This is a genomic window from Sorangium sp. So ce176 (assembly GCF_051519835.1).
Lineage (GTDB): Bacteria > Myxococcota_A > Polyangia > Polyangiales > Polyangiaceae > Sorangium > Sorangium cellulosum_G.
Genome location: NZ_CP150371.1, coordinates 7,279,025 through 7,297,304, shown reverse-complemented (window position 1 = coordinate 7,297,304; position 18,280 = coordinate 7,279,025). Strand labels below are relative to the sequence as shown.

15 protein-coding genes are annotated in these 18,280 nt (G+C 69.7%); 13 read left to right on the top strand and 2 right to left on the bottom strand.

Annotation, left to right across the window (positions count from 1 at the left end):
• The first annotated feature begins 600 nt into the window (after positions 1–600).
• The 3 genes from WMF42_RS27245 to WMF42_RS27235 all read left to right on the top strand — a co-directional run bounded on the left by WMF42_RS27245 (position 601) and on the right by WMF42_RS27235 (position 4,001).
• The gene (locus WMF42_RS27245; protein ID WP_233562691.1) at positions 601–1,158 is read left to right on the top strand and encodes a hypothetical protein; all 558 of its coding nucleotides are present in this window, start codon (positions 601–603) and stop codon (positions 1,156–1,158) included.
• 582 nt (positions 1,159–1,740) lie between these two features.
• Positions 1,741–2,163 (top strand): nucleoside diphosphate kinase regulator, encoded by a 423-nt coding sequence (gene rnk, locus WMF42_RS27240; RefSeq protein WP_437685714.1) that lies wholly within the window; start codon positions 1,741–1,743, stop codon positions 2,161–2,163.
• A 575-nt stretch (positions 2,164–2,738) separates the two neighbouring features.
• Positions 2,739–4,001, top strand: coding sequence for a hypothetical protein (locus tag WMF42_RS27235; protein WP_155799112.1), 1,263 nt, complete (start codon positions 2,739–2,741; stop codon positions 3,999–4,001).
• 43 nt (positions 4,002–4,044) lie between these two features.
• Here the strand turns inward: WMF42_RS27235 and WMF42_RS27230 are convergent, their stop codons facing one another.
• Both WMF42_RS27230 and WMF42_RS27225 read right to left on the bottom strand, forming a co-directional pair.
• The gene (locus WMF42_RS27230; protein ID WP_437685712.1) at positions 4,045–5,271 is read right to left on the bottom strand and encodes a matrixin family metalloprotease; all 1,227 of its coding nucleotides are present in this window, start codon (positions 5,269–5,271) and stop codon (positions 4,045–4,047) included.
• Between the two features lies 1 nt (position 5,272).
• Entirely contained in the window at positions 5,273–5,845 is a 573-nt protein-coding gene (locus WMF42_RS27225) for a hypothetical protein (protein ID WP_061613231.1), read from the bottom strand.
• A 238-nt stretch (positions 5,846–6,083) separates the two neighbouring features.
• Here WMF42_RS27225 and WMF42_RS27220 point away from each other — a divergent pair, with 238 nt between their 5' ends.
• From WMF42_RS27220 to WMF42_RS27175, 10 genes are all read left to right on the top strand, one after another.
• The gene (locus tag WMF42_RS27220) at positions 6,084–6,584 is read left to right on the top strand and encodes an MGMT family protein (protein WP_437685710.1); all 501 of its coding nucleotides are present in this window, start codon (positions 6,084–6,086) and stop codon (positions 6,582–6,584) included.
• A 239-nt stretch (positions 6,585–6,823) separates the two neighbouring features.
• Positions 6,824–9,235: a type VI secretion system Vgr family protein gene (locus WMF42_RS27215; RefSeq protein ID WP_437685708.1), complete on the top strand. Its 2,412-nt coding sequence runs from the start codon at positions 6,824–6,826 to the stop codon at positions 9,233–9,235.
• Between the two features lie 82 nt (positions 9,236–9,317).
• The gene (locus WMF42_RS27210; protein ID WP_437685706.1) at positions 9,318–12,296 is read left to right on the top strand and encodes a DUF2169 domain-containing protein; all 2,979 of its coding nucleotides are present in this window, start codon (positions 9,318–9,320) and stop codon (positions 12,294–12,296) included.
• Entirely contained in the window at positions 12,289–13,380 is a 1,092-nt protein-coding gene (locus tag WMF42_RS27205) for a pentapeptide repeat-containing protein (RefSeq protein ID WP_437685704.1), read from the top strand. Before WMF42_RS27210 ends, WMF42_RS27205 begins: the two co-directional genes overlap by 8 nt.
• A gap of 7 nt (positions 13,381–13,387) precedes the next feature.
• Positions 13,388–14,038 carry a DUF3540 domain-containing protein gene (locus tag WMF42_RS27200; protein WP_437685702.1) on the top strand — a complete coding sequence of 217 codons (651 nt, stop codon included), beginning with the start codon at positions 13,388–13,390 and terminating at the stop codon, positions 14,036–14,038.
• Positions 14,039–14,044: 6 nt separating this feature from the next.
• A complete protein-coding gene (locus WMF42_RS27195; RefSeq protein ID WP_063816011.1) occupies positions 14,045–14,419 on the top strand; it encodes a DUF4150 domain-containing protein in 375 nt (124 codons plus the stop codon).
• A gap of 91 nt (positions 14,420–14,510) precedes the next feature.
• Positions 14,511–14,981 carry a hypothetical protein gene (locus WMF42_RS27190; protein WP_061613237.1) on the top strand — a complete coding sequence of 157 codons (471 nt, stop codon included), beginning with the start codon at positions 14,511–14,513 and terminating at the stop codon, positions 14,979–14,981.
• Positions 14,982–15,134: 153 nt separating this feature from the next.
• Complete coding sequence (locus WMF42_RS27185) at positions 15,135–16,055, top strand: hypothetical protein (RefSeq protein ID WP_437685700.1); 921 nt, start codon at positions 15,135–15,137, stop codon at positions 16,053–16,055.
• Positions 16,056–16,230: 175 nt separating this feature from the next.
• Positions 16,231–17,148, top strand: coding sequence for an Ig-like domain-containing protein (locus WMF42_RS27180; protein ID WP_437685698.1), 918 nt, complete (start codon positions 16,231–16,233; stop codon positions 17,146–17,148).
• Between the two features lie 77 nt (positions 17,149–17,225).
• Entirely contained in the window at positions 17,226–18,065 is an 840-nt protein-coding gene (locus WMF42_RS27175; protein ID WP_437685696.1) for a hypothetical protein, read from the top strand.
• Positions 18,066–18,280: the final 215 nt, after the last annotated feature.

Genomic DNA, 18,280 nt, shown 5'->3' with positions numbered 1-18,280 from the left:
ACCGCGCATAAGCATTTCACCGCGAGTCAAGCGAGGCCCACGCCATGTCGTCAGTCTGCCATGGTGGTCGTTTGTCCGACAGCAAGGAAGCGGGCCTGAGAAGATACCGTCACTGAGCGGAGCATCGTAGCACGGGTCATGTCGGTGACAATCGATGAGATGTCCAGAGCGGCCTCGGGGGGCTCTCTGGCGAAAACGTCGGTGAACGCTCGCTTTCTATCAAGGATCGAGAGCAGCTCACGCGCGCGGGCAGGTCGAGAGAGGCCAGGAAATGAAGCGAGATCCGAAAAGTAAAGCTCCTCGCAGCGGCCGTTTCATCGTGTAGTCATGCTATATTCGTTGATCGACAACGGATACGCCCTGATCGGGGCTGCCCCGGGAATGGCGAGCTCGGAGATCTTCGACGAAGCGGTGCTGACGGTCCAGACCGACGCCTTCTGAGGCGCCGCGCGGGGACGGCGGGGGAATCGCGGGCGCCTGGTACCGCTACACAGGGGCTTACATCGAATACGTCCCGTTGCCCTGAATCAGGGACCCTCGCGGGCGTCACGCTGATCGGGTAGGCCGGGTCGACGACGACATAGGCGCTGCGGTGGGAGAGTGGGCGAGAACCCCCTCGGCTCGCCGCTGATCGACGCCGTCGAGGGGATGCTGGTCGCCGAGCGCGTCTCCCGCCAGGGAGCGCGAGCCGAGGGGGGCTCGGCCCTGCGATTGGGAGGAGATTCCCGGGCCCGTTTGCAGTATGAAGGGGCCGTGGAAATCAAAGACCTGTCCGACTTCCTGCGCGCCGATCCTCGCTTCACCACACGTCGCAAATGGCTGATCTTCAGCGACTTCGTCTACACCCCCACGGGCGAGAAGGTGGAGGAAGGCTTTCGCTATTTCACCTGCCCTGTCGAAGCCCTCACCGCCGCCCTGGCGAGGCGGGACTTCGCCGCCATCGCGAAGCTCCCCTTCGCGCTGGACGGGGAAGGCGAGCCGGACACCTCCGCCGTGCGCCTGGATCTCGCCTACACCGCTTCCGGCGCCATCGCCGCCTTCCAGCCCGTGGAGTTCCGCGACCATGTGCCCACGCCCGTGTCGGCGTCCGTGGTCCTCGAGGGGGCCGAGGCCCAGGCGCTCCGCGAGACGTTGCGAGCAATCGACCAGTCCGCCTAGTCGGGCAAGCCGGGGATCGGCGGGGTCCGCTGCTGCGCTGTGCGTGCAGCGCAGCAGCGAGCGCCGCGCGTCCCCCGCGGCGAGCTCCCTGAACATGACCGAGCGGCACACGCCCGTTCGCGCCGTCAACGACGACACGCGCCCGCGTGCCGTCGATCAGGACGCGTGGCGGGCGAAGCGCTGCGCCGTGAGCTCGGCCTTCCGCTGCGGGCGGTCCCCATGACCCCGCTCGCTCGTGATCGGACGCGCCGCCCCCTTGCCATGGCCAGCGGGGGACGAGCGTGTTAGGGTCCCCATGGGATGAGCGCCTGCCTTCACCTCGTCGCGTCGCGTTCGTGGCCTTGCCGCGCCGCGCGTAGCGCGCTCACGCCCCGGCGGACCCGGCTGCTCTGCCCGAGGTCGCCCGCACGCTCGTAGGGGAGCGGTCATCCGGCACTGTACGCCGACCGCTCCCGGAATGAAGCGGGCTGGCGTCGAGCGCGCACGCGCGGGCGGACTGGACGAGCGTTCGCGCCGGCCAGCTCGCCCCGCGTGGACCTTCGGCCGAGCCCGGCTCGCGTCGACACAAGGAGATACCGGTTCATGGCACCTCACTCGAATCCCATTATCCTCACCGAATTTGACCGCGATCGGCTCGCGCGGCTGCTCGAAGCGCTGCGCGCGCGGCCCGGGGGCGATACCCCGGAGCTGGAGGCGCTCGAGACCGAGCTTGAGCGCGCGGACGTCGTGAAGCCGGGGGACATCCCGCCGAGCGTGGTCACCATGAACTCAAAGGTCGAGCTCGTCGACCTCGACACGGAGGAGCGGCTCTGCGTCACCGTCGTGTTCCCCGGAGCCGCCGACGTGAAGAGCGGCAAGATCTCGGTGCTCGCGCCGATGGGGCTCGCGCTGCTCGGCTGTCGAGAGGCCGACGAGGTGGATTGGCCCACGCCGAGCCGCACGCGGCGCCTCCGGGTCGAGCGCGTCATCTACCAGCCCGAGGCGTCGGGTCGCTTCGACCTCTGAGCCACGCGGGGCTCGCCGCAGGACCTCGCCGGCACCCCCGCTGCCCGTTCGCCGCCAGGGCGCGTGCAGGACATTGACGTTCAGCCGCGACTCGGCGGCTCGGATGCCCTGTAGAGGCCATCGCACGACGATGTCACGGGCCTGCGGCGCCCGCCCGAGGTAGCGCACCGCAATTCACGAGCACCCTCACCGCGGCGCCCCCCGGGCGGTACGAGGAGCCACGCAGGCCCCACCGGCGCCGCCGCGAAGCGCCGGTCCCGCCCGGCAGGAGCTCGGGATTGAATCATCCGGCGCCGCCCTGTTACGAAACGAAACGGTGAGCTCGTTGTACTCGTTGTATTGGGGTGTGTTTGTTGACAGTCCGAAGGATTCGGTAGTATGGGTCTTCGCCATCCCCGGATTCTGCTGAACGATTCCTGGCGCGCTGAAATTGCTTCGCGCGGACGATGCCGCGTACCCGGGTCACCGCCAGAGGAGATTGTTTCATGAGCACCTGGAAGACGCCTAGCGCAACTCTCGTCGTCTCGCTCTCGCTGGCCGGAGTTGCTGCACCGGCCACGGTCAAAGCGCAAACGGTGGATCCGCCTCAGCAGGCCGCGTCAGCCGAGCCGGCGCCCGTGTCCCCGGCGGTGCCCCCGTCGGTGGAGTCGCGCCCTGCGCCTCCTCCGCCGGTCGAGACGAAGAAGCCCGAGGACAAGCCTCTCGTACGTGTCTACGGCATCGTCAAGCCGACCGTCGTCGTGGGGAACGGCCTCGAGTCCTTTGGCAACCCGAACTACGTCGCCCCCACGGCCGCGGCGAATCCGCTGTTCCTCGCCGATCCGGATGCCGTCGGCCTGAGCTTTCAGGCGCAGCAGACGCGCCTCGGCGTGGCCGTCGGCGAGGGCACGCCCGTCAAGGGGCAGATCGAGGTCGATTTCGTCGATTTCGGCAAGTCGTCGCCGGCTCAGGCGACGACCCTCCGCGTGCGTCAGGCATTCGTGGACTGGTCGCCTGCCGAGGGGCACAAGCTCACGCTCGGTCAGGTCTGGGACCTGTTCTCGCCGCTGAACACGCACACGTACAACCTCGTCGGCGGGCTGTTTCAGTCCGGAAACTCGGGCTTCGTGCGTCACCAGCTCATGTACGTCGCGAACCTCGGCGGCGTCGAGGTGGGCGCCGCGCTCGGCCTGGTCAGCCAGAACGTCACGGCCATCCTCAACAACGTCGAGTACTCGCGCACGCCCACCCTCGCGCTGCGCGCGAGCTACCGCGCCGAGAAGACAGCGTGGGTGGGCGCCTCGCTGATCGGCACGCGGCTCACGTTCGACGCGAACCTGGAGACCGAAGAGGCGCGGACGGCGCTGGGTGGCAACCTGTTCGCCGAGGTCACCTCCGGTCCGCTGAACGTGCGGGCCGAGGCGTACGGCGGCCAGAACCTCGCCAACCTGGGCCTCCTGACGCTCGGGCAGGGCTACCGCACGAACGACGTCACCGAGGTTGGCGGCTGGGTGTCGGGGAAGCTCTCCTTCCTCGAGACCCACGCCGTGCATCTCGTCGCGGGCGTCGCGATGGTGTCCAACACCGATGACATGCTGCTCGGCTACACGCCCGGAACACCGGCCACGGACGGCGCGCCGGCCACCAATCCCGCGCGCGTGGGCGGCAATGGTCCCGGCATCGAGCGCAACGTGACCCTGCGCGGGGGCTACGCCTTCGCGCCCATCAAGGCGCTCTCGATCGTGCTCGAGCCCTCCCTGATGCTCACGCGCCACAAGCTCGATCCGGCGGCCAGCGCGCAGACGGAGCCGAGCCGCCTGGGCTGGGGCGTCGAGACCGGCGCCCTCTACCAGTTCTGACGGCCCACGCGCCGGCGCGCTGAAGCCAGCCGCGACGCGGTACCTAGCGCCGGCGCCGTCGCGACACCAGCGCGCCGAGCGCGCCGAGGAGCGCGAGCCCTCCCAGGCCCGTCGATCGACCGCTCGTCGAGCAGGAGCACCCGGAATCGCTGCCGGACTCGTCCTCGCCGCCCTTGGGCGTGTCGTCGGTCTCCGGGCCGGCGCCACCGGCGCCACCGGCGCCGCCCGCGCCGCTGCTCGAGGCGGCGGACGAGCTCGCTGTCGCGCTCACCGTCGACGCGTTGCTGCTCGACGTGCTCGACGTGCTGCTCGCGACAGCGCCGCCGCCGCCCCCCCCGCCGCCGTCGCTGCCGCCGGCTCCGCTGCCGCTGCCGCTGCACTCGGTGGAGCACTCCGTCGAGCAGGTGTCGCAGACGCATTCGATGAGACGGACATAGATGTTCGCTCCATCCGCCTGCTCGCGCGTGCAGCGCTCCACGCAACCGTCGTCCGGGCACTCGGAGATACAGCCAGCGAACGCCCGGCACGCGAACGACGCACCGCAGGCGTCATACTGCGGCCTGCAGGCGTCCGACAGCGAGCCGTTGGTGCAGCTGTCGCAGCTGCCGCCGCCGCCGCTCGCGGCGCTCGAGGCGCTCGCGGCCGTGGTCCCGCCGATGGGGTACAGGGCGCACACGCCCTTGATGTCGTCGTCCTCGAGGGTGCGCGTCGACGTGCCGGCGACGTAGTACGCTGTCATCGTCGCGTTCCGCTCGCTGGAGTGGCCGAGGCCCAGGAAATGTCCCTCCTCGTGCGTGGCGATCGACTGTGTGTCGACGCAACCGTTGTTGCCTGTGTCGTTCCAGCAGAACCCGACGTTGTTGAAGACCATGTCGGCGTCCACGATGGCGTCGTCGCGCCCCCAGACCGTCATCGTGACGCCGATGACCGAGTTGACGTCGCCGAGCCCGCCCGGCCAGGAGCCGCTGATCCAGTGGAACACGTTCTTGCCGTCGTTGGCGTTGTAACGATCGGTTGTGTCGCCGAGGAGGTTGACCCGCCACTCCGTACAGCCGGTGTTCGCCCATGCCGCGAAGCCGGCCTCGATATGGGAGACGGCGAAGCCGGCGATGGGGCCCGGGATCGTCGAGCGGTTGATGTAGTAGCCGACGGGCAGCTCACGCCAGCGGGGGACGCCGGAGTCGAGCGGCGTCCACGCGGCGGCCTCGGGGGCCGCGACGAGGAGCGAGACGGCGCCGAGCGAGGCGGCGAGGGCGATGCGGCGCCTCACCTCACTTCCCTCCCGCGATACGGACGACGTCCGTCATGAGGCGCTCGACGGGCTCGATCTCGCTGGCGGGCGCGTGGACGGGCACGAGCGCGCCCCCGCTCCGCTGGACGAGCTGCAGCCCCTCGAGGTCGCGCCGCGCCATGCCCTTCGCGTCCACGTGATAGACCGACAGCGCGAGCGCCGTGAGGTGCCATCGCCCCTTGTCGCCCGGCCGCAGAAAGACGATGGCGTCCTCGCCCGGCGAGAGCCTGGCATCGCCGACCAACCGCTGCGTCTTGCCGTTGTACGTACCGCCTATCTGCTCGAGCAGAATCACCTTCGCGGCCCCGCTGTCCGCCTTGCCGCCCTTGAGCGGCTGGGTGACCCTGAGCTCGGTGCGGGTCACGATCGATTTTCCGTCTTCCGACTCCGTCGTCGTGGACTGGCCGACGCTCACGCGCGCGATCGTCTCCGACCGGAGCACGAGCTCCTCACGCGAGAGCAGGACGGCCGTCGTCGCGTCGGCGGTCGCGCCGATGCAGAGCAGAGCGGCAGAAACGAACAAGGACAGGACTGCGTTCACGCTACGCTTCATGTCGGTGGCTCCTCCAGGACCATCCTTTCTATCCCGAAGCGCGCGCGGCCACCATACAGGAAGCGACAATGACCTCGTGCTCGCGACGCTGCGATGCAGCACGTCTGTCGTGGCGGCGGATCATCACACCGTGGCGCGACGTGACGCCGTCATCCGCGAATGTGCCAGTTGCTGCGCGCGTGGCAGCTCACCGGGATTTATGCCGTGAGCCCGTCACCGCCCGTGGTAGGACGACCCCGTGGCCACCAAGGACCGCCGCGCGCGCAAGCAAGCTCCTGAGGGCGGCCGCCGCCTCACGGTGACCCCGGGGCCACGCCGGGGGCGCCACGAGCCGGCCGCGCTGCCCGAGACGATCTCCTGGTGGGACGCGTTCTACCAGATCATTCGCCGGATCCCCGCGGGGCGGGTGTGCACGTACGGCGCCGTCGCCGCGATGGCTGGACACCCCCGCGCGGCGCGCCACGTCGGCTATGCCCTCGCCGCCCTCAAGGAGACGGGAACGGGCGCGGGCGTGCCCTGGCAACGCGTGCTCGGGAGCCGCCCGCGCAACCGGGCCGCCGTCACCATCAAGGATCCGGTGGGCGGCGCGCTCCAGCGCAAGCTGCTCGAGGCCGAGGGCGTCGCGTTCGACGATCGCGGCAACGTCTCCCTCGATCGCTTCGGGTGGTCGTGGAGCAAGCCCGTCGCCGCGCCTGCGAAGAAGGCCCGCGGCGTGGCGCCCCGGACGCGGCGATCCTGAGCCCCTGTCGTTCCTCCGCGCCGCTGTTGCGCGGCCACGTGGCCATCGAACGCACCCGCGAACACGCGTATCTCCGCCGCGCAGCGCGCTGATCCCAGCGGAAAATTACGCCTTGGATGCCTGTGTCGTCCGGGACGACAGCAACACGCAGGCGACACGACACACGGTTGTCGCAAAGCCCCGCCAGGCTCTGCTGTCGCTTTTGCGCTTGCCGCCGTCTCTCACCCACAAGGCTCCACATGCCCGACACGTTCGTCGTTCAATCGAGCGCGCTGCCCACGTCCATCAAGCTGGCCGCTTTTCACGGCACCGAGGGGATCTCGAAGCTCTACCGCTTCGAGCTCTACCTGATCACGACGCGCGACGCCGGCCATGAGCTCGACATGGCGGCGGCCGTGGGCCAGCCGGTGACCGTCTCCCTGGAGCGGAGCGACGGCGGCGAGCGCTTCGTGCGGAGCGGCGTGATCGGCAGCATCGAGCTCATCAACGACTTCGCCGGCCGGTGCGTCTTCCGGGCCACCATGGTGTCGCGCCTCGAGCTGCTCACCCTGTCGGTCCACAGCCGTATCTTCAGCGAGAAGACCATCCCGGAGATCCTCCAGAGCGTCCTTCGACAGGGCGGCGTGACGGACTGCGCGCTCCAGCTCCGGGGGGCCTACAAGGCCGAAGAGCACGTCTGCCAGTACCGCGAGGACGACTATGCCTTCATCGCCCGGTGGATGGAGCGCGAAGGCATCTACTATTACTTCGAGCACGAGGAGGACGGCGAGACGCTGGTGCTGACCGACGATCGGTCGATCCATCAGCCGAACGGCGGCAAGCCCGTCCGTTATTACCCGCAGCCCGGCGCGAACACGGCGAGAGACACGATCCGCGCCTTCACCTGCCGGCACGGCGCCGTGCCCGGCGCGGTCCGCCTCAAGGACTATGACTACGCCAACCCGGCGGTGCCTGTCGCCGGGCAGGCGTCGGTCTCCGCCAGCGGCTTCGGCGAAATCAGCCTGTACGGCGCGCGGTTCTTCTCGCCGGGCGACGGGGAGCGGCTGGCGCGGATCAAGGCCGAGAGCCTCGCCGCGGCCGGCGTCGTCTACCAGGCGACGGGCGCGTCGGTGACGCTGGTCCCTGGGTTCACCTTCGAGCTCGAGGAGCATCCGCGGGCCGCGTTCAACACGCAGTACCTGACCACCGAGGTCGAGCACTGGGCCAACCAGGCCCCGGACGTGCCCGAGCTTCAGGGGCTCACGCCGTGGGAGGACAACTATCGCGTCGAGGCCAGGGCCATCGCCGCCACGGCGCAGTTCCGCGCGCCGCAGGTCACCGCGTGGCCGCGCATCTACGGCACCGAGCCCGCTGTCGTCGATGGCCCGGGGGTCAGCGAGTACGCCCAGATCGACAGCCATGGTCGCTACCGGGTCAAGTTTCACTTCGACGAGAGCGACCTGAACGGCGGGAAGGCGTCGACATGGGTCCGGATGCTGCAGCCCCACGGCGGCGGCATCGAGGGCTTCCACTTCCCGCTGCGCGCTGGCACGGAGGTCATGTGCTCGTTTGCGGGCGGCGATCCCGACAGGCCGGCCATCGTCGGGGTCGCGCCCAACGCGCTGACGCCGAGCCCGGTCACGTCGGGGAACAACACGCGGAACGTGATCCAGACGGGCGGGCGGAACCGGCTCGAGCTGGAGGACCAGGCAGGGCAAGAGCGGATCACCCTGTCGACGCCCCACGCGAACACCTACCTCCGGATGGGGGCGCCCAACGCCGGCGCGACCTATGAGGTCAAGACGAACGGCCACGCCTTCACGTGGATCGGAGGCTCCCAGGAGAGCATCGTGGGCGGCAACCGGACGGCGATCACCGCGGGGATCTCCGAGAGCATCGTGGCGGGCTTCCGCTTGAACTTCACCGGTGGATACGCCGGGAACTTCATCGTTGGCTACTCGCAGAATGTGATCCTGGGCTATCGCGACACGCGCATCAAAGGCAACGAGTCCACGAAGGTCTTCGGAAACCGAAAGACCTTCATCAAGGGGACCCGGGACACGACCGTCGGCGGTGACAGCACGACCTTGCTCATGTCCGATCGAAAGCTCACCGTCAACGGCAAGAGCGACCTGGTCATCCTCGGGAAGCGTACCACCGCTATCACAGGCCACGACAAGGGCACCTTCCTGGGCGGTCGAGAGACGACGGTCACCGGGCTGAACAAGACGACGATCAACGGCAGCAGCCAGACCCGCGTCACCGGTACGAGGAAGACGGATGTCGTCGGCCCCGCCAGGAGCAACTTCCACGCAGGGCGAGAGGTCACGGTCACGGGGCCAAACCGCACGAAGATCACGGGCCCGACCGACACCAAGATCACCGGCAAGCGCTCCGCCACGACGATAGGGCAGAGCGAGAGCACCGTCGTCGGCAACGCCACCGGCAACGTGACCGGCCTTTACAAGACCAAGATCGGGTCGCGCATCGAGATCATCAAGGGGACGAAGACCGAGAGGATCAGCGGGCTGGCATACAAGCACGCTCCTCTCGAGGTGAAGAAGTTGAACGCGCAGGAGATCAGGGCGAAGGGCTTCGACTGGAAGGCCGAGCTGGGTCGCATCAAATGCTCTCTCGAGGTGCAAGACGTGGGGATGCTCATCGTCAAGTGATCCACCTGCTCCTCGTGGAACAGGCGCGCGCTCGGCGCCGAGCCGTACGCACCATCGAGCCCGCTCCCCGGAAGGCCGTCGAATGAAAATCGTCAAACCCATGCGCCTCGGGGTGGTGCCGAGGGTCTTCATGGCCCAGCGCACCCCGCACCTGCTTGTCACCGCCTTCGTCGGCTTCTCCTATGACCGGCCGGCCCGGCTGCTCTACGAGCCGACGGTCTGGAAGGTGGCCATGGAGGAGCTCGGCGAGGACGGCCTCCTCGACGAGCTCAACCCCAAGACGCGGGGTGAGCTCCTCGTCACGGGCCGCTGCTATCCGCCGGGGCGCGTCGCGCGCCCCGCGAGCTCGGTCCGCGTCCAGCTCGGGGCGATCGACAAGAGCCTCTATGTCATCGGCGACCGGACGTGGGGCCTGCTCGGCATGTCGGACCCGGCGCCGTTCACCGAGATGCCGGTCACCTGGCGAAACGCCTTCGGCGGAGAGGGCTTCGCCAGGAACCCGCTGGGCAAGGGCCACGGCGACAGGAGCGCAGCGCTCCCCAACGTCGAGTCGCCCAGGCACCTGATCCGCGCGCGCGGCGACCGCCCGGCGCCCGCCGGTCTCGATGGGTACGACATCGCCTGGCCCCAGAGGTTCTCGAAGATCGGCACCTGCGATTCAGCGTGGCGCGACGAGTGCTTCCCCGGTTTTGCGCGGGATCTGGACCCGACGCTGTTCAACATGGCCCCGGACGATCAGCAGATCGACGGGTTCTTCCGGGGCGACGAGGCCTTCGTGGTCGAGAACATGCATCCCGACAGGCCCCGGATCGAAGGCGCCCTGCCCGGGATCGCGAGCCGGTGCTTCGTCTGCCTCAAGACGAGCGACGGGGTGGAGATCCGTGAGCCTGCCATGAAGCTCGACACGGTGCGCCTGTTCCCGCACCGCGAGCGGGGGGTCGTCCTCTTTCGCGGCGGCGTCGAGATCAGCGAGGACGACGCGAAGGACGTTGTGGCGGTGCTGGTCGCCTGCGAGGCCATGGGCGCTTCCAGGCCCGCCGCGTATTACCATGAGTACCTGACTCCCCGGCTCGGCCCCCGGAACCCCGATCTCCCGGACGACGAGGACGACGTGCTCATGCCCGAGCCCGAGGATCCGGAGGCGCCGCCGCTGCCCGATGACCAGCTCTCCGGGGTCGCGTCGAGGCTCCGGCGGCAGGGGTTCCTGGGGGGGACTCCGGATCGAGCCGTCCAGCGCGCTTCCGCCGCCGCGGCCGGCGCTGGTGTCGGCGCCGCCGGCGTCCACGAGGCTGAAGCCGACGAAGACGAGGAGGAGCGCCTCGCGTGGTCCGAGCCGGAGGCGGGGTGGGAACACGAGGGAGAGGACCACGAGGCGGACCTGGCGCCGAGCGCGGCGCCGGCAGCGACGATGCTCCCCGACGCGGCCGACGACGGCGAGGACGCCGAGACGCTTCGCCAGGAGAATGCGCTCGCGGAATGGGCCGGGAAGCGGCTGCGGGACCAGGGCTTCGATCCCGAGGCCTATCTGTCGCACCAGGGCCCGCTCGAGGACCCCGAGCCCCTCGATGAATCAGAGGAGGCCCTCGTCAGCCTGGTCGATGGCAAGATCACCGGCCGAGCGCAGACGATTGACGGCGTGGACGTCGGCGCGCTGCTCGCGGAGGCGCGCCGGCGCGCCGCCGGGCCGCCGAGCGAGGTCTCTGTGTCGCAGACGCGCGAGCGCTTGCGGCAGGCGATGGAGGGCGAGGGCGTCCCACAGGACAAGGCCGAAGAGCTCCTGTCGGCGGTGGACTGGCAAGCGCTCGAGGACGAGACGCGGGCCGCCCAGGCCGACCTCCCCGACGAGGCGCCCGAGGCCGCCCACGCCCAGCCCGAGGAGCCAGCCGGAGACCCCTTTCCAGAGGAAGAGGCGCTGGGCGGTGAGCTCGCGTGGGACGAGGCCCCTGCGTTTGCGGAGGAGCTGGACGGGGAGGCCTCGTTTCGCGCCGAGTGGGGCGACGAGGGGCGGCTGCTCGCGCACGTCTTGCCGGCCTCGGCGCGCCTCGACAGCGAAGAAGCGCTGCGACTTCGCCGCGACGTGCAGGCCGGGCACAAGGAGGGGCGGAGCTTGGCGGGGCGCGACCTCACGGGCGCCGACCTCTCCCATCTCGATCTCGAGGGAGTCGACCTCTCGGGCGCCATGCTCGAGTCGGCCTTTCTCACCGGGAGCAACCTGCGAAGCGCGAACCTCACAGGCGCCATCCTGGCGCACGCGAACCTGGAGGGCGCGGATCTCTCGGAGGCCAAGCTCGATGGGGCCAACCTCGGCTCGGCGTGTCTGCGGGACGTGAAGGCCCTCGGGGGCGTCGCTTTCGCCGAGGCGGTGCTCGTCAAGGCCGACCTCTGGGGAGCGGACCTGTCCGGCGCCGACCTCTCGGGCGCCGACCTCTCCGAGGCCAATCTCCGCGACACCAACCTGGAGGGCGTCGTCGCAGAGAAGGCGACCTTCCAGAAGGTAGACCTCACGGGAGCGCGCCTCCTGGGCGCGCGGCTCGCGGGGGCCACGTTCAACGAGGTGAACGTGACCGAGGTCGATTTCACCGGCGTCGACCTGAGCTCCGTCACCTTCATCGCCGCCGAGGGCGACGGCGCCATCTTCCGGGACGCCATCGCCAGGGACCTCGCGAGCGTGAGGGGATCGTCCTTCGCGGGCGCAGATTTCAGCGGTGCGACGCTCACCGGCGCGAACCTGATGGGGACGCGCCTCCGCGGCAGCGACTTCTCGGACGCCGACATGCGCGGCGCGCTGCTCAACGAGGCCGATTTGACCGAGGCGACGCTGGATCGCGCGAACCTCGCCGAGGCCATGCTCACCCGGGCCAACCTCACCGGGGCCTCGCTCTATGCCGCTGACCTGAGGCAAAGCGTCATGAACCATGCGTGCGTCCGTGGGGCCATCTTCGAGAAGGCCAACCTGTTCGGCGCGTGCGCCGACCGGATGGTCGGAGACGACGACACGAGCTTCGAGGGGGCCAACCTCAAGCGACTTCGGGTGATACCGCCCCGGAGGCACCATGGATAGGGAAGCGCTGCGCAAGCGGATCGAAGAAGGAGAGGTCGTCTCGGAGCTGGACCTCTCGGGCCGCGACCTCGCAGGCATCGACCTCTCCGGCGGGATCTTCGAGGATGTCTCCTTCGCCGACGCCAACCTGGCGGGCGCCAAGGTGCGCGAGGCGATCTTCCACCGCTGTGACCTCGCGGGGGCGAACCTGAAGGGGCTGGATTTCCACCTTGGCACCGCCATGGACTGCACCCTCGCGGGGGCCATGCTCGCCGACGCGTCGCTGGTTGGAGCGAGCTTCTCGCACGTGGACCTCGCATCGGCCGATCTGACCGGAGCGGACCTCTCGTCGGCCGGCATCGCGCACGCCAGCCTCAAGAAAACCCGGTTGGTCCGCGCCAACCTGACAGACGCCACCCTGTTTCAGGCCGAGAGCGGAGGAGCGGACTTCTCCCAGGCCAACCTGACCAAGGCTGTCCTGTTCCGTCAGGACCTGTCCCAGGCAGTCCTCACGGGCACCACCCTCGTGGAAGCGATCCTTGTCGAGGTGCGGATGGGGCCCAAGGACCTCCGGCGGATGGACCTCAGCAGGGCGCAGCTCACCAACGCCGACCTGCACGGCTGCGATCTCTCCGGGGCCACGCTGACGCAATGCAGCTTCAAGGGCGCCGACCTGACCGGGGCTCGGCTGGATGGGGCCATCGCACACATGGCCGTCTTCGTCGAGGCGAGCCTGATGAACGCGAGCCTCGCCCAGGCCGACCTGAGCCAGGCGCTCTTCGTCGACGCGCGCGCGGGCGCCGCGAACCTCTCGGGCGCGCGGCTGGAGATGAGCGTCTGGCACCGAGCGAGCTGCCCGGGGACCCGCTTCTGCCGGGCGGACCTGAGCTACGCCGACCTCTCCCACGCCGACGTGTCGTTCGCCGACTTCTCCGAGGCGACGCTGGCGCGCGCGCGGCTGCACCGCGTGACCGACAAGGGCACGCTCTGGCCGCTGAGCAAGGCGCTGGCGCACGGCGACGACAAGGAGCTCAAGGAAGCAGAAGACTGGCAGGCCAACGTTCTCGGGAGGCCTGCCGGCGGCCCACGCACCCCCCATGCATGAGGAGACGATGCAGAGCGTAGCAAGGACGATACGGTACGAGCGGGGAGCCCACGGTGACCACGGCGCCGTGCTCCGCGCCGAGGGCTCCACGTACATTGTCGAGACCGACGACGGCGAGGTCCGCGCGAAGCGCGCCACGAGCTGCCTGCTGGAGCCCGCCGCCGGGGACCTGGTGCTCCTCGCCGTCGTGAATGGCGCGCAGTACATCCTCGCCGTCCTCGAGCGGGAGGAAGGCGCGCCGTCGCACCTCGTCTCGGAAGGGGATCTCCAGATCCGCTTGCGGCGCGGCTCGCTGGGCCTCTCGGCGCCGGACGGCGTGCACGTGGCGTCCGGCAAGGACCTCTCGATGGCAGCGTCGACCTTCCGTGTCCAGGCCAGGGAGGGACACGTCGCGCTGGGGCTGCTCTCGGTCGTCAGCGAGATGGTTCGCGGGGAGGTCGACCGGGCCAGGCTGATCGGCCGGAGCCTCGACGCTCGGCTCGAGCGGCTGCACCAGAGAGTGAAGCGCTCCTACAGGATCGTGGAAGAGGCCGATCACGTGCGCGCCGAGCGCATCGACTATGCGGCCAAGGGCGGCCTCGCCCTGCACGGCGAGAACGCCAAGATCACCGCGTCGCACGTCGTGAAGATCGACGGCGACCAGATCCAGGTAGGGTGACCGGACATGTGCTTTGCCATCACCTCGGGCGGCGGGATCGACTTCGGCGTCCCGGACGTCTGCCTGCCGGGGCCCGTCCCGTACCCGAACACGGCGTCTCGACCCATGGGGACTTCCGTCGCGTACAAGGTGATCCTGGGGAGGGGCGCCGCCCATACCCTGGCGACAATCGTCCCCATTTCCATGGGCGACAACCCCGGGGTTCTTGGCGGCGTGATCTCCCGTCGCAACATGGGCCCCTCGCGGCGCCTCGTCCCCTATCCCAAGCTGCTGCTCCAGAACAAGCCGGCGGTGCGGCTCGGCGCCACGGGCATCCAGAACCAGATCAACATCAACGGGACGAACATCACCCCGAGCCAGGTCAAGGTCCTGCTCCTCTGAGGTCCGCGCGATCAGCCGAGAGCCGTCCGCGAGAGCCGTCCGCGAGGGCGACCCCGACCCCTGCGCTGTTCTGCCCGGTGAGGACACGAGCATGGCCATCAACGAGCACGCCCGCATCCGGCTGGCGATCATCCAGAAGAAATACGGCAAGCGCCTGGCCCATGGCGCGAGCGGCGCTGACCTGCCCGACCGGCGCGCGCGCTTCAACGCGGATTTCCGGCGGATCCTGGCCGACATCATCGCGCCGACGTGCGAGGCCATCGGCAACGAGCTCGCCGCGTCGGGCCATTCGTACCGGGTCGAGCAGGACGTGGGCGAACAGACCCCCAGCCTCGAGTTTCACATCCTGCTCCAGGGCGTGCCGGGCGACGCCAACAACCTGATCCGCCTCTTCTCCAGGGCGGACGCCGAGGGCGATGGAGAGGTGATCGCCGAGGTCAACGTGGGCCAGACCTTGACCGAGCTCACGCGATTCCGGGCGCTGTCCCGGATCACCCAGGAGGTGGCGGAGCAAATGTGCGTGGACGCCATCGAGCACGTCTTCGCCTGCAACGCACGCTGAGCGCCTGGCGGAGCGAGATCGAGCGACGTTGTGCCATGTTGTTGGATTTTTCTACAACTTTCCCCTGAGCACAGTCGTCCGCCCGGCCAGCGAGCGAGCAGCTTGGACGCTGGCATGAGCTCATGTACGATCGCGCGCATGCGTGGAAGGTGCGTGTCGGTCGCGGTTCTCGCGTGGGCCCTGGCTGCCTGTTCGGAGTCGCCGCCCGACGACGGCGCGGGCGGCAGTGGCACGGGTCCAGTCGGCAGCGGCGGCGCCGGGAGCACCGCGGAGACAAGCTCGAGCGCGGCGGAGGGCACGGCCTCCAGCGCCGCGACGGGCGCCGGGACAGGTGGAGGCGGAGGGGCGCCACCCGACGGCGAGTGCGCCAGCGTCTCGGAGGTCCCGACGGAGCTGGGACTCGACCCTTTCTACAAGAAGTACGTCGACGCCTCGGGGATCCCCATCGTCAGCTCCGAGGGGCCGCCGGACGCGGCGCTGCTGCGCGCGTGCTCGGTCGTCGTCCGCATGCTCGGCCCGCGCGACGACGTGCGTCTGGCGATGATCGCGAACCACACGCGCGTCGCCGTGATGGCAGAGACGGAGGTGACGAGCGACATCCCCGAGCACAGCGACCTCTATGAAGCGTTCCCGGGGACCGACTGGGACACGCGGGCCCGCGGCCTCGGGGCGACCCCCGCCCGCCCGGCGAGCTCCTGCGCCGAGGAGAACGTCCTGTGCTATCCGAGCGATCCGTACAGGGGCGAGGACATCCTCGTGCACGAGTTCTCGCACGCGATCGCGATCATGGGCATCGCCTTCGCCGAGCCGTCCTTCAACCGGGAGCTCGCCGACGTGTTCGAGCGCGCGATCCAGGCCGGGAAGTGGGCGAACACCTACGCCGCGACGAACAAGGACGAGTACTGGGCCGAGGGGGTCCAGGACTGGTTCGATACAAACATCGAGTCGATCCCGGGGAACGGGATCCACAACGAGATCAACACCCGCGCGGAGCTGCGCGAGTACGATCGCCCGCTCCACGATCTCATCGCCAGGTACTTCGCCGACGACGCGTGGCGACCGAGCTGTCCCTGAGACGCGGACATCGAGGGAGCAGGAAGCGCGGGCTGCGCTGCGGAGGCCGCTCGCACGAACGTCATCCCGGCGCGGCACAGCGCGGCACAGCGCGGCACAGCGCGGCGCAGCGGTGTGTTCCCCGCCGATCCAGGAGCAACACAGGCTGGCATTCGGCTTGCTGGGAGCACCTGCCATGCGCCACATCCTTCTTCGTCACTGTGTACCTTGCCTCGTGGCCGGGGCGGCGGCCCTGTCCACCCTGACATGGACGACCGAGTCGGCCGCGTGCGGCGAGACGTCTCCTGAGATCACCGCGCTCTCGCCGGGAGACGGCGCCGTCGACGTGCCGCTGAACGCGGCGCTGTTCGCCGGCTCGAACCTGGGTCGGGTCGCCTTCACGCTGCGTGAAGCGCAGAGCGGCGAGGTCGTGCCGCTCTCCGTGTCGTGCAACGGATTCTACGACGGCAACCTCTGCGCTGCGCACGCAGGGCCGCTCGCGGAGAACACGACGTACGAGTGGACGGCCGTCATGGTCGAAGAGCTGGACCCGAACCCCGGCGCTCCTGTGTGGCGCCAGTTCACGACGGGCACGGCGCACGACGAGCAGACGCCGCTAGCCGTCGACCTCTCCGTCAGCGTGCTGGAGCGCGGAGAAAGCGCCGCCTCCGACTGTGGCCCCGGTGGCCCCTGGACGAAGATGCGTATCTCCTTCTCGGTGGATGAGCCGGTGCTCTTTGACCTCGCGTCGTCGCAGAGGATGCCGGTCCCGGTGCCCGGAGGGCGCTCCGAGGTCGAGATCACGGTGCCTAGCGATTGCTTCTGCCTCGCGCCCCGGATGCTCGATGTCGCCGGCAATGAGTGGGCCGTGCAGACCGTGTGTGTCTCCGCCGACGACAGCCCGGCTCAGCCCGCCGACCCGGCTCCGCCTGACGAGACGGACCCGCCCGCGGAGGACACCGCGACCCCGGGACGCGATCCGGTGTGCGTGCCGCCGGAGCCCGGCGCGGCCGGGGGCTGCAGCGTTGGCCAGGCGGGGCGGACGCGCGACCTCGGCGCGGCCTCCCTGCTCTCCCTGGCGGTGCTCGCCCTGGCCTTCCGGCCGCGGTGGTAGCCGTCGCGGCGCCCTCGCCCGCCGCGCAGGGCGGCCGGGGGCGTCGCCGCGCCCGCGCGCCGGTGGTAGGAGAGGGCATGACGAAGAGGCGAGCCGCATGGATGTGGGCGGCGTGGACGCTCACGGCCGGCGGGTGCACCGCGCTCGCGGGGCTGGACGACAGCTACCACCTGGTGGAAGGCGCAGGCGGCGCGTCCAGCGCGACGAGCGGTCCGTCGTCGGCCTCGTCCACGGGCGGCGCGCCCGGCGCGGGGACGGGCGGCAGCGAGGGGCCCGGCCCCGTGGACGTCGCGCTGATCGACGACATGGAAGACGGCGACGGCGCCATCGAAGAGGTCGGCGGCAGGGTCGGCTACTGGTACAGCTACAATGATGGGACGGGCACGCAGACTCCCCCGGTCTACTCGGAGGCGATGCCCGTCGGGTTCATCCCGGAGGCGCTCACGCCGCCGCGCGGCGAGAGCACGATGGCAATGCACACGTTCGGGTCCGGCTTCACGGAGTGGGGCGCCGGGGTCGGCTTCGCGCTGAACGGCCCTGACATGGGGCTGTTCCCCTACGACGCGTCGGCGTACAGCGGTATCAAGCTCTGGGCCAGGCTCGGCGACGCGGGCGCGGTGACGGCCATGAAGGTCAACGTCTCGGACAAGGTCTCGGAGCCCGCGGGCGGGATCTGCGATGAATCGGCGGGAGAGGGCGACCCCAACCGGTGCTTCGATCACTGGTTCTACACCGCGCCGCTCGGCACGGAGTGGGCCGAGATCGTGATCCCCTTCGAGGAGCTCACGCGCCTCGGCACGGGCGCCGAGCCCACCGCCGAGGCCGTCGACGTCGCCGGGCTCTACACGATCGAGTTCCGGTTCGCGCAGGGCGAGGATTTCGACGTCTACATCGACGACATCAGCTTCTACAGGTGATCGGCCCATCTCGCGGTGATGGGTGAACGGGCCGTCGGTTGGCGATGGTCAGCAGGCACGGAGGCCCTCCTGCATCCATCGGCCGAAGAGCAGGGGGGCCGAGCACCTCGCAGGCGAAGCCCGCGCGCTCCGCCTCGGCGCAGAGCGACGCCACCTCCGCCGCGCCGTACGCGCGGAGCCTGACGCCGTTCACGGCGCGCCAGGCGGCCCGCGCC

Bases quoted from the DNA above. Each gene is read 5' to 3' on its own strand.
- rnk (WP_437685714.1), top strand. From the start codon at position 1,741: ATGGCACCTCACTCGAATCCCATTATCCTCACCGAATTTGACCGCGAT.
- WMF42_RS27225 (WP_061613231.1), bottom strand. From the start codon at position 5,845: ATGAAGCGTAGCGTGAACGCAGTCCTGTCCTTGTTCGTTTCTGCCGCT.
- WMF42_RS27215 (WP_437685708.1), top strand. From the start codon at position 6,824: ATGCCCGACACGTTCGTCGTTCAATCGAGCGCGCTGCCCACGTCCATC.
- WMF42_RS27210 (WP_437685706.1), top strand. From the start codon at position 9,318: ATGAAAATCGTCAAACCCATGCGCCTCGGGGTGGTGCCGAGGGTCTTC.
- WMF42_RS27205 (WP_437685704.1), top strand. From the start codon at position 12,289: ATGGATAGGGAAGCGCTGCGCAAGCGGATCGAAGAAGGAGAGGTCGTC.
- WMF42_RS27200 (WP_437685702.1), top strand. From the start codon at position 13,388: ATGCAGAGCGTAGCAAGGACGATACGGTACGAGCGGGGAGCCCACGGT.
- WMF42_RS27195 (WP_063816011.1), top strand. From the start codon at position 14,045: ATGTGCTTTGCCATCACCTCGGGCGGCGGGATCGACTTCGGCGTCCCG.
- WMF42_RS27190 (WP_061613237.1), top strand. From the start codon at position 14,511: ATGGCCATCAACGAGCACGCCCGCATCCGGCTGGCGATCATCCAGAAG.
- WMF42_RS27180 (WP_437685698.1), top strand. From the start codon at position 16,231: ATGCGCCACATCCTTCTTCGTCACTGTGTACCTTGCCTCGTGGCCGGG.
- WMF42_RS27175 (WP_437685696.1), top strand. From the start codon at position 17,226: ATGACGAAGAGGCGAGCCGCATGGATGTGGGCGGCGTGGACGCTCACG.